This window comes from Sphingomonas sp. (genome assembly GCF_031426035.1).
GTDB lineage: Bacteria > Pseudomonadota > Alphaproteobacteria > Sphingomonadales > Sphingomonadaceae > Sphingomicrobium.
The window spans coordinates 24542-39153 of record NZ_JANPKO010000138.1 but is presented as its reverse complement, the minus strand read 5'-3'; the positions used below and the strand labels follow the sequence as shown (position 1 = coordinate 39153).

Below are 14612 nucleotides of genomic sequence, written 5' to 3'. Positions count from 1 at the left end.
CCCCCCCCCCGGCCACCCTCCCCGCCCCCCCCCCGCCCTCCGCCGCCCCCCAGCTCGCCGCCGCCGAAGCTGGCCGCGCCGCCGCCGCCGATTCCCGCGACTCCGCCGAAAGCGCGCTCGCCGCCGCGCGCGCCGCGCTGTCCGCCGCGCGCTCGGAGCATGACGCATTGGCCCGCGCGCTCGACCACGCCGGCGGCGCCGCGATCGCCAGCCTCGCCGCCGAGCCCGGCTTCGAACAGGCGCTCGCCGCGGCGCTCGGCGAAGATTCCGATGCCGCGATCGGCGGCGATGGCCCGCGCCGCTGGGCCGGCAGCGAACGGCAAAAGGATGACCCGCCGCTCGCCGCCGGGCTCGATTGCCTCGCCGATCATGTCACCGCGCCGCCCGAGCTCGCGCGCCGCCTGCGCCAGGTCGCGGTCGCCGGCGCCGACAGCGGCCAGCCGCTCGCGGTCGGCCAGCGCCTCGTCACCCGCGACGGCCGGATGCGCCGCTGGGACGGTTTTGTGTCGATCGGCGGCGGCGCCGCGGCGGCCGAGCGGCTGGTCCGCGCCAACCGCCGCGCCGAACTCGCCCGCCAGCTGCCAACGCTTGAGCAAGCATCCTCGGCAGCCGAAGCCGCGCGCGACTCAGCCGTTGGCGAAGTATCCCGCTTGCGCGACCACGCCGACGCCGCCCGCGCTGCCGCCGCCACCGCCGAGCGCGACGCGCGCGACTCAGCCCGCCTGGGCGACAGCGCATCCGCCGCGATCGAGCGCCTCGACGCCCAGCGCGCCGCTTTGGCCCAGCGCCAAGATGATCTCGCGCCGGTTCTCGCTGCGGCAAACGAGGCGCTGGCGGCCGCTGAAGCCGCGCTCACCGCGCTGCCCGATCCCGCCGCGCTGCAAGGCAAGGTCGACGCCGCGCGCGACACCGCCGCGCACGCCGCGAACGCCGTCGCCGACAAGCGCGCCGAAGCCGCCACCCGCGCTCGCGAGACCGCCGCCGACCGCGAGCGCCACGGCGCCGCCGGCCGCGAGCAGGCCGAGTGGCGCCAGCGCCAGGCCGATGCCGAAGCGCGGCTGGTCCAGACCCTCGCGCGGCGCGGCGAGCAGGCCGCCGAGCGCAGCGAACTCGAGGCCGAGCCCGCCCGCCTCGACACCGACATCGCCGGCCTCGAACGCGACAACGCACAAAGCCAAGCCCGCACCGGTGAAGCGGCCGCCGCCGAGCAACAGGCCGAGCAGGCGGTCGCCGCCGCCGCCTCGGCCTTCGCCGCGACCACCGAGCAGGCGAGCCAGGCGCGCGAACGCCGCGCCGCCGCCGCCGCGCGCGCCGAATCGCAGGAAGCCCGCCGCGCCGACTACGCCCGCACCTGCGTCGAGCGCTTCGAATGCCTGCCCCAGCGCCTGCCCGAAAAAATCGGTTTCGACGGCGACGCGGTGGTCGATCCCGAGGTCGAATCGGCGACGCTCGAAAGGCTCACCGCCGAGCGCGAGCGGCTCGGCCCGGTCAACCTTGTCGCCGAAACCGAGCTCGCCGAGCTCGACCAGTCGCGCGCCACCGGCGCCGCCGAGGCGGAGGAGCTGACCCAGGCGATCCACCGCCTGCGCGGCTCGATCGGCAATCTCAACCGCGAGGGGCGGGTGCGCCTGCTGACCGCGTTCGAGCAGGTCGACCTCCATTTCCGCAGCCTGTTCACCACCTTGTTCGACGGCGGCCAGGCGCATCTCGCGCTGGTCGAAAGCGACGACCCGCTCGAGGCCGGGCTCGAGATCATGGCCCAGCCGCCGGGCAAGCGCCTGTCGACCCTGACCCTGCTGTCGGGCGGCGAGCAGGCGCTGACCGCGATCGCGCTGATCTTTGCTTTGTTCCTCACCAACCCGGCGCCGATCTGCGTGCTCGACGAGGTCGACGCGCCGCTCGACGACGCCAATGTCGAGCGTTTCTGCGATCTCCTCGACCGCATGACCCGCGAGACCGACACGCGCTATTTGATCGTCACCCACAATGCGGTGACGATGAGCCGCATGCACCGCCTGTACGGCGTGACGATGATCGAGAAAGGGGTCAGCCGCCTGGTCTCGGTCGATCTCGGCGGCGCGGAGACCCTGCTGGCAGCGGAGTAATTCTGCTATTGCGAATGACTATCAATAACGATAGTGCCCGCGGTCATGGCCACCCCGACCCCCCGCATCGCCGCTTTCTTGCTCCTCGCCACCACCGCCGCGCCGGCGCTGGCGCAAGCGGCTCCTGCTGATCCCGCGCCCTCCATCGACGGCGTCGAGCTTGCCGATGCCTCCGAAGTCATCGTCGTCACCGGCCAGCGCGAGGAATATGGCGTCCGCACCACCGCCACCGCGACCAAGACCGATACCCCGGTCAAGGACATCCCCCAGGCGCTGACGGTGATCTCGGAAAGCCAGATCGAGGACCAGCAGCTGCGCTCGATCGCCGATTTGCTCTACTTCGTCCCCGGCGCGACCCCGGGCACCGGCGAAGCCAACCGCGACCAGTTCACCCTGCGCGGCAACAACACCACCGCCGATTTGTTCGTCGACGGCATCCGCGACGACGTCCAGTATTTCCGTGACCTCTACAATGTCGACCGGGTCGAAGTGCTGCGCGGGTCCAACGCGATGATCTTCGGGCGCGGCGGCGGCGGCGGTATCGTCAATCGCGTGACCAAGCGCTCGACCGCCGGCCCGATGCGCGAGTTCGCCCTGTCGGCCGCCAGCGACGGCGGCATCCGGCTCACCGGCGATGTCGCCCAGCCGCTGTCATCGGCGGTCGGGCTGCGCGTCAACGCGATGTATGAGGACGGCGATAGCTTCCGCCGCCATGTCGACCTTGAGCGCTACGGCATCAACCCCACGCTCGGCATTGTCGCCGGCCCCAACACGCGGATCGACGTGAGCTTCGAGCATTTTCACGACCGCCGCACCACCGACCGCGGTGTGCCCTCGCGCGATGGCCGCCCGATCGGCGGGTTCGACCGGGTCTTTTTCGGCGATCCCGAACTCAGCTTCTCGCGCGCCGACGTCAATCTCGGCACTCTCGCCATCGAGCATCAGCTCGCCGACGGGCTGACCCTGCGCAACCGCACCTTGGTCGCCGATTACGACAAATTCTACCAGAACATTTACCCCTCGCGGCTCGATGGCGACGAGGTCGTGCTCGGCGCCTACAACAGCCGCAACGACCGCACCAACCTGTTCAACCAGACCGATTTGATCTGGACCAACCGCCTCGGCGGGGTCGACCAGACCATCCTGCTCGGGGTCGAGGTCGGGCGGCAGAAGTCGCGTAACCTGCGGAAAAGCGGCACTTTCTTCCTCGGCGACGACCGCGTCCCCCTGACCGATCCAACCACCGACGCCGACGTCAGCTTCGCGCCGTCCGCGAGTGACGCCAACAACCGCACCCGCGCGACGATCGCGGCGCTCTATGTCCAGGACCAGCTCCGCATCTCGCCGCAGTTCGAGATCGTCGCCGGTGTCCGCTTCGACAGCTTCACCCTCAAGGTCGATGACCTGCGCGCCACCGGCGCCAAGTTCGAGCGCAGCGACACTTTGCTCTCACCGCGGCTCGGCGTGATCTTCAAGCCGCGCCCGAACCTGTCGCTCTATGCCAGCTTCTCGCGGTCCTTCCTGCCGCAATCGGGCGACCAGTTCAGCGGCCTCACCGCGGTTACCGGCCAGCTCAAGCCCGAGCGCTTCGACAATTACGAGGTCGGCGCCAAGTGGGAGCCGGTCGCCGGCCTGCTCGCCACCGGCGCGGTCTACCAGCTCGACCGCACCAACACCCAGTCGCGCGACGACCAGGACCGCATCGTGCTCACCGGCGCGCAGCGCAGCCGCGGTATCGAGCTCGGCCTCGAGCGCAGCGTCAGCGATCGCTGGCAAGTTTCCGCCGGCTATGCGCTGCAGGATGCGGAAATCACCGACTCGACCTCCGCCGCTCCCGCCGGGCGCAAGGTGCCGCTGGTACCGCGCCACTCATTGTCGCTGTGGAATCGCTACGACGTCACGCACAAGCTCGGCCTCGGCCTCGGCGTGGTCGCCCGCACCAGATCCTACGCCTCGATCAGCAACCAGGTGAAGCTGCCCGGCTATACGCGGGTCGACGTGGCCGGCTTCTACAAGCTGGCCAAGGGCGTGGAGGCCCAGGTCAATGTCGAGAATATCTTCGGCGCCGATTACTTTCCGACCGCGCACAACGACAACAACATTGCGCCGGGCGCACCAACCACGGCCCGGGCCAGCCTGCGCTTCGGCTTCTAGCCGGCAAGCTCGGCCGCGCGCTTTCTGATCCGCTTCAAGTCGGCGACGAACCGCGCGCGCTCCTCGCGCCGTCGCTCTTCCTCGGGGATGCGGAGCAGGAAACTGGGGTGCACCGTGACCCAGCACTCGCCGCCATCGGCCAGCGTCAGCGGCGCATCGCGCACGCGGCTGATGGTCACCGCCTTGCCCACCAGCGAGCGCGCCGCCGTCGCCCCCAGCGCGACCGTCAGCGGCGGGCGGATCAACGCGCGCTCCTGGTCGACCCACCATTTGCACGCCGCGATCTCGCCGCTGTCCGGGGTCTGGTGGATGCGCCGCTTGCCGCGAGCCACGAACTTGAAATGCTTGACCGCGTTGGTGACGTAGGTCTCGCTGCGATCGATCCCCGCCTGCTCCAGCGCGGCGTCGAACACTTGCCCCGCGGGCCCGACGAACGGCCTGCCCGCCAAATCCTCCTGGTCGCCCGGCTGCTCGCCGACGAATACGATTTTGGCATCGAGCGGCCCCTCGCCGAACACCGTCTGCGTGCCGCATTTGTACAGGTCGCACCGCCTGCACCCGCGCGCCTCGTCGCGCAGTGCGGCCCATGCCGCCTCGACATTGCCGCCCGCCGTCATCACCGTTCGTGACGCCTCGATCATCTCCAATGCGCGGCTCCGCGCGCCCGCGATGAGCGGTGCAACGAGCGAAGTCTCGGGCATGTTGCGCCAATATTTCTTGGGCATCTCCTTGAGCATCGCCCCGACCTTCAACCGCGCCGGGTTGAAGATCGACGCGTAATAAGTCTTCCACATCGCCTCGAGCGGGTCGCCTCCGGGGGCATCGCCACGCACCGCGCCCGGCCCTTCGGTTAGCGTCTCGCCGTCCCAATGGATGCTCAGCTCGGGGGTCAGGATCGACCAGCGCATGTTGGTGAACCGCCGCACGAAAAAGCCCGCGGTATGCCGCACAATGTGATGATCGGGCTCGAAGAAGGCGACGAACCGCTCGCCCTCCTCGACCTCGCGAAAGCGCACGAACGCGTGCATCTTGTGGACGTCGCGGCGGACCTCCTTGGCCAGCCGCTGGAGGCGGTCGAGCAAGGGGTCGGCGCGGTCCTCGAGCGCGTGCCGGTTACCGCGCAGCTTGAGCAGCATCGCGTAGAGCAAAGCGAACCGCTCGGGGTCCGAATGGCACACTGCGCTCTGGGCCAAATCAACGAACGCCCGCGGCACCGCGAAGCTCGGCGCCTCGGTCCGCGGCCGCTCCTCGCCGAACAGGTCGGGTTCGCCGCTCGCGACCTGCCACACCACCGCGTCGGCCGGCACCCCCGCCTCGGCGAGGTCGCGCGCCGCCTCCCGCCAGCCGTCGAAATCGTCGGGCGCGGCGAGCGTCACCCGGTGCGCATCGATCATCGGGCCTTCGCGCAGCATGCGGCAACAACCGCTCAGGCGGCGAACAGTTCGAGCTGCTCGCGCTTCGGCGCCACCAACGTCCGCAAGTCGGCGCGGTCGGTGAGCAGGGTCGGGCGCCAGTCGGACGCGCAAATAAACGGACGCACCTTGGCGATCGACGCCGTCAGCCGCGCCACGTCGTCGAGCCGTAGCGAACGCCACCGCCGCGAGCTCAAAATCCGCCCCACCGCCTTGGTCCCCAGCCCCGGCACCCGCAGCAGCAACTCCTTCGGCGCGCGGTTGACGTCGACCGGGAACGCTGCGCGGAACTTGAGCGCCCACGCCAGCTTGGGGTCGATGTCGAGCGCCAGCATGCCGTCGTCGCCCGCCGCCGCGATCACCTCGGCCGGCGCAAACCCGTAAAAGCGCATCAGCCAGTCGGACTGGTACAGCCGGTGCTCGCGCATCAGCGGTGGGCGCTGGAGCGGCAGCACCGCGCTCGCGTCGGGGATCGGCGAGAAGGCCGAATAATACACCCGGCGCAGCGCGAAGCGGTCGTACAACTGGCTCGCGCGATTGACGATCTCGCCGTCGCTCGCGGCATCGGCGCCGACGATCATCTGGGTCGACTGGCCGGCCGGCGCGAAGCGCGGCGCCGACTTGTACTTGCGTTGCCCGTCGCGGGCATCGGCGATCGACGCCTTCATCTCGCCCATCGCCCCCTCGATCCGCGTGCCGTCTTTCTCGGGCGCCAGCCGCTTGAGCCCCGGCGCGGTCGGCAGCTCGATGTTGATCGACACCCGGTCGGCATGGAGCCCGGCCTGCCGCACCAGCTCGGGATCGGCGTCGGGAATGGTCTTCAAATGGATGTAGCCGCGGAAATCATGGTCCTCGCGCAGCGCTCGCGCGACCTCGACCAATTGCTCCATCGTGTAATTCGACGAGCCGATGATCCCCGACGACAAGAACAGCCCCTCGATATAATTGCGCTTGTAGAATGCCAGCGTCAGCCGGACCACCTCGTCCGCCGTGAAGCGCGCCCGCCGCACGTTCGAGCTCTTGCGGTTGATGCAATAATGGCAGTCGAAAATGCAGCTGTTGGTGAGCAGGATTTTCAATAGCGAAATGCACCGCCCGTCGGGGGCGTAGGCGTGGCAGATCCCCATCCCCTCGGTCGAGCCGACGCCTTTCCCCGCGCGGCTGTCGCGCTTGGCGGTTCCGGACGAGGCGCACGACGCATCGTATTTCGCCGCATCGGCCAGAATCGCGAGCTTCGCCTGGGTGTCGAGCTGGGCCATGCGTTCACTCTATGTTCGCAATTCGGCCGAGTCCAGCACAAGCGTCAACCGGGCAGCTTTTCCTTTATCTTTTCAGCCACCTGCTCGACCGGCGGAGGCCTGGCGATGCGCCGGTAGCGGGCCTCGACCATGCTGAACAGGCCGAACAGGATGAGCCCCGCGGCGACCGCGAAGGCGACTGGCTCGGACAGCATGTCGAGCGCCTGCTCGGGGCCGCCCGCCGCCTTGGGGCTGTTGGCGAGCGCGGCGAGCGCAAGCAGATAGGCGACCGCGAGGAAAATCGTGCCGCGCGCCGCGCAGCCGATCCGCCCCAGCCATTTGACGACGCGGATGTCGGCCGCTTCGCCGAGCGGCTCGAGGAACGAGCATTGCTGCGCCTGCCGCAACTGGTTGAAGCCGACGATGGCCATCACCAGCGCGCCGAAGCCCAGCATCCATTGCCCGCCGGGCAGGTCGAGCACGGTGTCGGCATGCTCCTGCACGTCGCTTCCGCCCGAACGCCCGACGACCAGGATCCACGCCGCCTTCCACGCCAATGCGAGGTGGATGACCCCGATCAGCCCCGCCGCGGCGCGCTTGCGCAGCGCCTTGCCTTGGTGGCCCGGATGCTCCTGCCCGAACGCCGCGTCGGCCAGCCGCCACAACCCATAGGTCGCCATGCCGACCGCGACGACCGCCAGCGCCCACCGCCCGAACCCGCGCCCGAGATATTCGAGCGCGCCGGTGACGTCCTCGGTCCGCCCGGCGCCGATCACCAGCACTCCGATCAGGATGTACAGCAGCCCCCGGGCGAAGAAGCCGACCCGAGTCAGCGTCTGGAAGTGGCTTTCGTATTTGGCGCGGTCGAGGACCGTCAACGGATCGGCTCGTCGAACAGCAATTGGCGGATGAAGCGCACCGGCGGCGACCCGAATGACAGCGCGCGGTCATGGAAATCGCGCTGGCTGAACCCCGGCCGCGCCTCCGCCGCGCGGCGCAAATCGCGCCATTCGCTGTAGCCGACGAAATAGGTCGGCAGCTGCGCCGACGACAATTGCAGCCGCGTCCATTTGCCCGCCGCCTCGCGCTCCTCCTGGAACGCGGTCTTGGTCAACAGCTCCATCACAGCCTCGCGGCTTGCCCCGTCGACATGCGCCATCTGGTCGATGATTGCATTCATCGTCGCGCGCAGTCGCCACTTGAGGTGGACCAATTGGTACAGTGGGTCGCTATCCAGATAGCCCGCCTCGCGCATGACATCTTCCGCGTACATCCCCCAACCCTCGACCATCGTCCCCGAGCCGAGATAGGCGCGCAGTGTCGACGGATAGCGGTTGGAATGCGCGCCTTGCAGCAAATGCCCCGGCATCGCCTCGTGGATGGTCAGTTCCTGGATCGCGCGGGTATTGTACTCGCGCAGAAAACTGGTGGTCTGAGCGTCGGTCCAGTCCTTGGGGATCGGCGACACGGCGTAGAAAGCGCGCTGGTTGCGGTCGAGCGGGCCCGGCGTATCGGCATAGGCCACCGCCACGCCCTGCTGGAATTCGGGCAAATCGATGATCTGCCAGTCGGCGCCGTCGGGAATCTTGACCAGCCCTTTTTCGCGAACGAACGCGGTCGCCTGCGCCATCGCCTTGCGCGCGAAAGGCACCACCTGGTCGCGCGGCGGCTGCTCGGCGGCGGCGAGGTCGAGCGCGGCGGCGATCGCCGCTTGCTGCTGCTCGGGCGTCGGTATGTCGGGCGTCGGCGGCGCCCCGGTGCGCCCGGCCAGCACCGCGCGGCTGATGCCGTACATCTCCGTGCGAGTCGCCGCGATCACCGTCTCGGCGCGCTGCCGGATTTCGGCGCGCGACAGCGGCGAGTTGAGCGCCAGCGCGAGCTTCCTGTCGTACAGTTTCTGCCCGAGCCGGAAGTCGCCCTTGGCTGCCGGCACCACCGCGGCCTCGAGCCATTTGCCGTGCACGTCGGCGGCTGCCTTGAGCCCCGCCGCGGCGCGCGTCAGCCGCGCCTGCTCGTCCGTCGGCAGCAGCTTCGCCTGCGACAAAATCATGTCGTCGACGATCGAGGCCAGCCCGGCATTCTGGCGCACCGCGGTCTCGGCGTAGATCTTGGGCACCCTTGCCGGCACCAGCTGGCGCCGCGCTTCGGCGAGCAGCGCCGGCAGCGCCTCCATCCGCCGCGTCGCCGCGCGCAGCCGCTCGGGTAGCGGGGCAAATTCGCGCGCCATCAGCCCGTACAGCGCCGACCCCGCGACCGCCGTGTAGCCGAGCGGGTTCCACGCATGCTCCTCCAGCTCCTCGAGCTGGAAGATGTCGAACTTGAGCTGGTTCTCGAGCAGCGCATGGTCGACCTGCCCGGCGCGGCTCAGCGAGGCGCGGTCGATCCGCCGCAGCGCGTCGAGCGTCGCTTTGGACAGCGCCAATTGCTCGCCCCGCCCGCGCGCGCCGATGTCGGGAAGCAGCGCGTTGTAGCGATAGTCTCCGGCCTGCGTCGCCGCGATCGGGTTCAGCCGCAACGTCTCGGCTAGCCAGCGGTCGGCGAGCTCGGCAAACGCGCGGTCGGCCGTGCTCGCGGTGGCGGCGGCCGGCTGCGCGATCGCGCCGGGCGGAGCAACCAGCAGCGCCGCCGCCAGGCCCATCGCAGCGCGCATCAGGCCGGCACCGCTTCGTGCGCCCGCGCCATGCGGTCGGCGACCAGCCATTTGAACAGCACGAACGCGACCAGCCCGACGCCCGCGCTGGCGACATGGAGCAGCCAGAAGGTCGGCGTGTCCATCGTCGAATAAAGCTGGCCGATCTTGCCGACGATCTTGTTGGCCGCGAAGAACGCCAGATAATACAGCCCGATCACCGTCGCGTTGATCTGCCGCGGCGCGATCTTGGAGAACAATGCCAGGCTGACCGGCAGGATGTGCGAGAAACCGATGCTGTTGAGCAAGTGGAACATCAGCGGCCAGAACAGCCCGATCTTGCCGTCGCCCTGGGTCAGCGCGGCGATGTACAGGCACATCCCCCCGGCCATCGTGAACACGCTGCCGATGATCATCTTGCCCAGCTCGTCGGGCTCGCGGTGGCGCTTGCCGTACCAGGTGTAGAACGCCGCCACCGCGACCAGCATCGAGAAGCTCAAGGCGGCGTCGATGGTGATCATCCAGCTGGTCGGCAGCGTCGTCCCGCCGAAGGTCAGCTGGAACTCCTGGTCGGCCCACACCAGGTAGGCATTGAAGATTTCCTGGTTGGTCAGCAGCGCCACCGCCAGCGCCGGGATCAGCATCACCAGCGCGATCACCCGGGTCCAGTCGTTGCGCGACAGTTTCTCGCGCGCCGCGCGGCTCGCCGCGGTCGGCTTGTTGTCGGCGGGCAGCCAGCGTTGGCCGGCGAGATAGATGATCAGGCCGAGCACCATCACCACCCCCGCCGCGCCGAAGCCCCAGTGCCAGCCGACCTTCTCGCCCAATGTGCCGCTGACCAGCGGCGCGATGATCACGCTGACGTTGATTGCGATGTAGAAGATTTGGAACGCCATCGCCCGGCGCAGGTCATTCTCCGCGTAAAGCGCGCCGACCTGGCTCGCGATATTGCCCTTGAACAGCCCGACCCCGACCACCAGCGCGAGCAACGCGAACAGGAAGCTCGCCTCGAACGCCATCAGGAAGTGGCCCAGCGCCATGATCGAGGCGCCTGCGATCAGCGCCGCGCGGCGCCCTAGAACGCGGTCCGCGAGAATCCCGCCGAGGATCGGAGTGAGATAGACCAAAGCGGTGTAGTCACCGAAAATCGCCGACGACAATTGCTGCCCCTGAAGCCCGCCATAATAGCTGTTCTGCAGCCATTCGAGCCCGGTGACCGTCTCGAGCCGCCCCGGCAGCAGCAGATAATTGACCATGTAGAGCGTCAGCAGCGTCTGCATCGAATAGTATGAAAATCGCTCGCAGCCCTCGACGAAGGCAAGGTAGCCGAGGCCTTTTGGGTGGCCGATAAAGGCGCGGTCGTTGCGGTCGGCATCCTCGAAATTGGGCGTGGCTTCGGCGACGGTCATGCGGCAATCTCCCCTTGGCGCGGGGACGGGCTAACAGAGCGCCCGGCGATTGGAAAAACAATTCGGCAAGCGGCCCGAATGCGCCGTCAAAGCGCCGCGGTCATCGCCTCGAAGTCGCCGCGCAATTCATCCGGCGAGCGCGGCATGCCCTGCTCCATCCAGTCGCGCAGTAGACCGATGAATCCCGCCGCAACGAACCGCGCCAGCGCCACGCGCCGCCGCCGCTCGAGCGCCGGCCGCACCACGCGCAACCGCGCCTCGAGATGCGCCGTCAGCCGCTGCTCGCCCGCCGCGAACATCGCCGCCCGGTGCCGGGACCCCGCCGCCGCCGCAACAAACTCCGGCGCGCCGTAGACGTGCGATAGTATATACTGTGTGCACAGCAGCGGCGCGTCGCTGCCCGGCGATTGCGCCGCTCCGTGCGCCGCCATGCGCTCGACCATCGTGGCGAACGATTGCGCCAGATATTGCTCGAAGCTGCCGAAGTGCGCGTAGAAGGTCGAGCGGCTGATCCCCGCCTCGGACGCCAGTTCGCCGACGGTGATGCGGTCGACGCCGCGGCGCGGGCCGAGGCGGATGACCGCGGCGGCGAGGCTGTTGCGCGTGCGTAGCGCGCGCTCGTCGATCGACCCGCAGTTTCCGGACATCGGCCCCTCCATCGTCCGGAAACATGCGGATGCCGCGCCGCCCGCGCAAGCTAGATTGCGCGTTGGGCAGGCGGAGGGAATGATGACGGCACATAGGACGGGCGCATGGGCGCTGATATCGGGCGCGGCGCTGGCGATGCTGGTGTTCGCCTTCCACCCCGCGCACGTCGATGCGCACCCCATGCTCGGCCCTTTCACTCTGTCGCAGCTGATCCACGGCACTGCTTTGGTCGCGGTGCCGCTGATGGTGCTCGGAATGTGGCAGATGGCCGAATGGATCGGCCTCGCCCGCGCCCCGGTGCGGCTGGCGCTGGTGCTGGCGGCGCTGGCGATGATGCTGACCGCCAACGCCGCGGTGATCAGCAACTGGGTCACTCCCGTCGCAGCCCGCGCGTCGTTCGCGGCGACGCCGCACCAGCCCACGCGCCACCCGCGCCCGATGACGCTCGACCAGATGCCCGCGGCGGTCCAGGTCGCGGTCGCAACCAACCGCGGCTTCGCCCAGGTCCACGTCGCCTTCCTGTCGCTCGCGCTGATGCTGTTTGGCTGGGCGCTGTGGCGCCGCCGGCGCGTGCTCGGAGCGGCGGGCATCGTGGTCGGCGTCTATCCCTTGCTGTGGCAGCTGAGCGGGCGCTTTTCGCCCGAGACCACGACCATGCCGTGGGTGGTGTTCCCGCAGAGCGCGTGGATGATCGCCGCCGCCATCGCCATGCTGCGCGACAAGGGCGACAACCAGCTTTAGTCGAAACGCCGTTGCGCCGCGCCGCCGCCCGGTTATCGTCCCCTTGAACCACGGGGGATTGCTTCGATGCGTACACTGACATTCGCGCTGGCCGCCGCCGCGTCGCTCGCGCTCGCCGCGCCCGCCGCCGCCGCGCCGGCCGACGACTTCAAGGCGCTGACCGACGCTTACTGGGCGTTCGTGCTGCGCGAGAACCCGATCAATGCGTCGATCCTCGGCGACAAGCGCTACGACGCCGAATTGGGCGACATCAGCCTCGCCGCGCAGGACCGCATTGCCGCGCAATACGGCGCCTATCTGGCGCAGCTCAATGCGATCCCGGTCGCCGCACTGTCTCCCGCCGACCGGGTCAACCACGCGATCTTCAAGCGCACGCTGGAGGAGGCGATCGAGGCCAACCGCTTTGGCCAGCGGATGATGCTGTTCACCAACCGCGAGGGCTGGCACCAAACGCTCGCCGGCCTGTCCAATTTCCTCACCTTCCGCACCCGCGCCGATTACGACAATTACCTCGCGCGCCTCGCCAAATACCCCGCCTACAACGATGAGGCGCTGCGCATCAGCGCGCGCGCGCTGGCCGAGGGCTATGTCCTGCCGTGCGACGCGATGGGCGGGTTCGAGGACAGCATCACCGGGGTGATTCCCGCCGACCCCACGCGGTCGCGCCTCTACGCCCCGTTTGCCGCGGCCAAGCCTGCGTTCCTGTCCGCCTCGGAATGGTCAGCGCTGCAGGCCCGCGCCAAGGCGCTGATCGGCGGCGATTTACGCGCAGCCTACGCCCGCCACGCCGCCTGGTACCGCACCGACTACGCCCCCAAATGCGCGAAATCTGTCGCGATGGCGGACCTCCCCAACGGCAAGGCGTTCTACAATTTCCGCATCCGTCAGTTCACCACCACCACGCGCAACGCGGACGACATCCACGCGCTCGGCCTGAGCGAAGTCAAACGCGTCCGCGCCGAGATGGTCGAGGTCGCGAAGAAGGCCGGCTTCCCGAGCCGCGAGGCGATGATCGCCGACATGCGCACCAACCCCAAATATTACGCCAAGACGCCCGAGGAATTGATGCAGGCGACGGCGCGCGAGCTCAAGAAGATCGACGGCAAGATGCCGACCTTGTTCACGCTGCTGCCGCGGCTGCCGTACGGGATCCGCGAAGTCCCGGCCGAGATCGCGCCAGGCACCACCACCGCGTATTACAACCAGGGCTCGCCCGAGAGCGGCATCGCCGGCGTCTATTACGTCAACACCTCGAAGCTCGACCAGCGCCCGCTGTGGGAAATCCCGCCGCTGTCGGTGCACGAGGCGGTCCCCGGCCACCACCATCAGATCGCGCTCCAGCAGGAACTGCCGCTGCCCCAATGGCGCCGCGACGGCACCTTCTTCACCGCCTTCGTCGAGGGCTGGGGGCTGTACTCGGAGCGGCTCGGGATCGAGATGGGGCTGTACGACACCCCGGCCAAGGACATGGGACGCCTGAGCTACGAGATGTGGCGCGCGACCCGCCTGGTGGTCGACACCGGGCTTCACTCCAAGGGTTGGTCGAAGCAGCAAGCGATCGATTACATGACCGACAATTCGGCGCTGTCCGCCGCCAATATCGAGGCCGAGGTCAACCGCTACATCGCCAACCCCGGCCAGGCGCTCGCTTACAAGCTCGGCGAGCTCAAGATCCGCGAGCTGCGCGCTCGGGCGGAGAAAGCGCTGGGGCAAAAATTCGACCTGCGCCGCTTCCACGACGCGGTGCTCGGCCAGGGCGCGGTCCCGCTCGACGCGCTCGAAACGCAGATCGACGCCTGGATCGCGGCGGAGAAAGCGAAAGCCTGAGCTTTACTGCTCCGGCGCGGTGTTCTCGACCTCCGACTCGCGCGACTCGGCGCGGGCCTGATCGATGATGTTCTTGAGGCAGCCAGTGTGCCCGCCCGGCCCGACCGCCGAGCAGCTGTTGATCCCGCTCGCGCCGACCGTCTCGAAGCTTTTCGCCTTGTTGGCCCACGCCTCGCGGGTCTGGCGCGCGCCGCCGGTACGCAGCCGCTCGGGGATGCGGTAGCGCTCGCTCTCGGGCTTGCGCGCGCACACCACCACCTCGTCGTCGGTCGAGCGAGGGCACGGGTCGCTGCCGTAGACGATGATCTCGTTGACGTTGTCGGCCTGGGCGGTGGCCGGCGCGGGCAGCGCGGCGAGCCCGGCGGCGAGCCCGATCGCGGCGAAAACGGAAGCGGTCTTGGTCATTGTCACTAATCCTCTGGTCGATGCCTATAGCGGGCGAGCGCCGC

General features: G+C 68.9%; 10 protein-coding genes and 2 pseudogenes. 4 read left to right on the top strand and 8 right to left on the bottom strand.

The genetic code is table 11. The annotated features are described in order from the left end of the window. Both RMP08_RS10150 and RMP08_RS10145 read left to right on the top strand, forming a co-directional pair. Window positions 1-2105, top strand: a pseudogene (locus tag RMP08_RS10150) (chromosome segregation protein); the annotation flags it as partial. Between the two features lie 45 nt (window positions 2106-2150). Next, window positions 2151-4259 carry a TonB-dependent siderophore receptor gene (locus RMP08_RS10145; protein WP_310468878.1) on the top strand — a complete coding sequence of 703 codons (2109 nt, stop codon included), beginning with the start codon at window positions 2151-2153 and terminating at the stop codon, window positions 4257-4259. On the opposite strand, the gene RMP08_RS10140 is transcribed toward RMP08_RS10145, so the two are convergent. The 7 genes and pseudogenes from RMP08_RS10140 to RMP08_RS10115 all read right to left on the bottom strand — a co-directional run bounded on the left by RMP08_RS10140 (window position 4256) and on the right by RMP08_RS10115 (window position 11594). Beyond that, window positions 4256-5671: a UdgX family uracil-DNA binding protein gene (locus tag RMP08_RS10140; RefSeq protein WP_310468877.1), complete on the bottom strand. Its 1416-nt coding sequence runs from the start codon at window positions 5669-5671 to the stop codon at window positions 4256-4258. The genes RMP08_RS10145 and RMP08_RS10140 overlap by 4 nt on opposite strands. Before the next feature lie 14 nt (window positions 5672-5685). Then, window positions 5686-6930 (bottom strand): putative DNA modification/repair radical SAM protein, encoded by a 1245-nt coding sequence (locus tag RMP08_RS10135; RefSeq protein ID WP_310468876.1) that lies wholly within the window; start codon window positions 6928-6930, stop codon window positions 5686-5688. Between the two features lie 44 nt (window positions 6931-6974). Beyond that, the gene (locus tag RMP08_RS10130; RefSeq protein ID WP_409049786.1) at window positions 6975-7514 is read right to left on the bottom strand and encodes a DUF1206 domain-containing protein; all 540 of its coding nucleotides are present in this window, start codon (window positions 7512-7514) and stop codon (window positions 6975-6977) included. A gap of 45 nt (window positions 7515-7559) precedes the next feature. Then, window positions 7560-7787, bottom strand: a pseudogene (locus RMP08_RS12285) (DUF1206 domain-containing protein); the annotation flags it as partial. Next, the gene (locus RMP08_RS10125) at window positions 7784-9559 is read right to left on the bottom strand and encodes a DUF885 domain-containing protein (RefSeq protein ID WP_310468874.1); all 1776 of its coding nucleotides are present in this window, start codon (window positions 9557-9559) and stop codon (window positions 7784-7786) included. The gene RMP08_RS10125 and the pseudogene RMP08_RS12285, both read right to left, overlap by 4 nt. Continuing rightward, window positions 9559-10947 (bottom strand): peptide MFS transporter, encoded by a 1389-nt coding sequence (locus RMP08_RS10120; protein ID WP_310468873.1) that lies wholly within the window; start codon window positions 10945-10947, stop codon window positions 9559-9561. The genes RMP08_RS10125 and RMP08_RS10120 overlap by 1 nt, the downstream gene beginning before the upstream one ends. A gap of 86 nt (window positions 10948-11033) precedes the next feature. Continuing rightward, a complete protein-coding gene (locus RMP08_RS10115) occupies window positions 11034-11594 on the bottom strand; it encodes a TetR/AcrR family transcriptional regulator (RefSeq protein ID WP_310468872.1) in 561 nt (186 codons plus the stop codon). A gap of 82 nt (window positions 11595-11676) precedes the next feature. On the opposite strand from RMP08_RS10115, the gene RMP08_RS10110 reads away from it, so the two are divergent. Both RMP08_RS10110 and RMP08_RS10105 read left to right on the top strand, forming a co-directional pair. Further along, window positions 11677-12336: a hypothetical protein gene (locus RMP08_RS10110; protein ID WP_310468871.1), complete on the top strand. Its 660-nt coding sequence runs from the start codon at window positions 11677-11679 to the stop codon at window positions 12334-12336. A 66-nt stretch (window positions 12337-12402) separates the two neighbouring features. Continuing rightward, window positions 12403-14163 carry a DUF885 domain-containing protein gene (locus RMP08_RS10105; RefSeq protein WP_310468870.1) on the top strand — a complete coding sequence of 587 codons (1761 nt, stop codon included), beginning with the start codon at window positions 12403-12405 and terminating at the stop codon, window positions 14161-14163. Between the two features lie 3 nt (window positions 14164-14166). Here RMP08_RS10105 and RMP08_RS10100 read toward each other — a convergent pair whose 3' ends face one another. Beyond that, window positions 14167-14568: a hypothetical protein gene (locus RMP08_RS10100; RefSeq protein ID WP_310468868.1), complete on the bottom strand. Its 402-nt coding sequence runs from the start codon at window positions 14566-14568 to the stop codon at window positions 14167-14169. Window positions 14569-14612 lie beyond the last annotated feature (44 nt).

What these genes read in the sequence shown, in the direction of transcription:
- RMP08_RS10140 (WP_310468877.1), bottom strand. Translation starts at nt 5,671, where the DNA reads ATGCTGCGCGAAGGCCCGATGATCGATGCGCACCGGGTGACGCTCGCC.
- RMP08_RS10125 (WP_310468874.1), bottom strand. Translation starts at nt 9,559, where the DNA reads ATGCGCGCTGCGATGGGCCTGGCGGCGGCGCTGCTGGTTGCTCCGCCC.
- RMP08_RS10135 (WP_310468876.1), bottom strand. Translation starts at nt 6,930, where the DNA reads ATGGCCCAGCTCGACACCCAGGCGAAGCTCGCGATTCTGGCCGATGCG.
- RMP08_RS10120 (WP_310468873.1), bottom strand. Translation starts at nt 10,947, where the DNA reads ATGACCGTCGCCGAAGCCACGCCCAATTTCGAGGATGCCGACCGCAAC.
- RMP08_RS10100 (WP_310468868.1), bottom strand. Translation starts at nt 14,568, where the DNA reads ATGACCAAGACCGCTTCCGTTTTCGCCGCGATCGGGCTCGCCGCCGGG.
- RMP08_RS10105 (WP_310468870.1), top strand. Translation starts at nt 12,403, where the DNA reads ATGCGTACACTGACATTCGCGCTGGCCGCCGCCGCGTCGCTCGCGCTC.
- RMP08_RS10115 (WP_310468872.1), bottom strand. Translation starts at nt 11,594, where the DNA reads ATGTCCGGAAACTGCGGGTCGATCGACGAGCGCGCGCTACGCACGCGC.
- RMP08_RS10145 (WP_310468878.1), top strand. Translation starts at nt 2,151, where the DNA reads ATGGCCACCCCGACCCCCCGCATCGCCGCTTTCTTGCTCCTCGCCACC.
- RMP08_RS10110 (WP_310468871.1), top strand. Translation starts at nt 11,677, where the DNA reads ATGACGGCACATAGGACGGGCGCATGGGCGCTGATATCGGGCGCGGCG.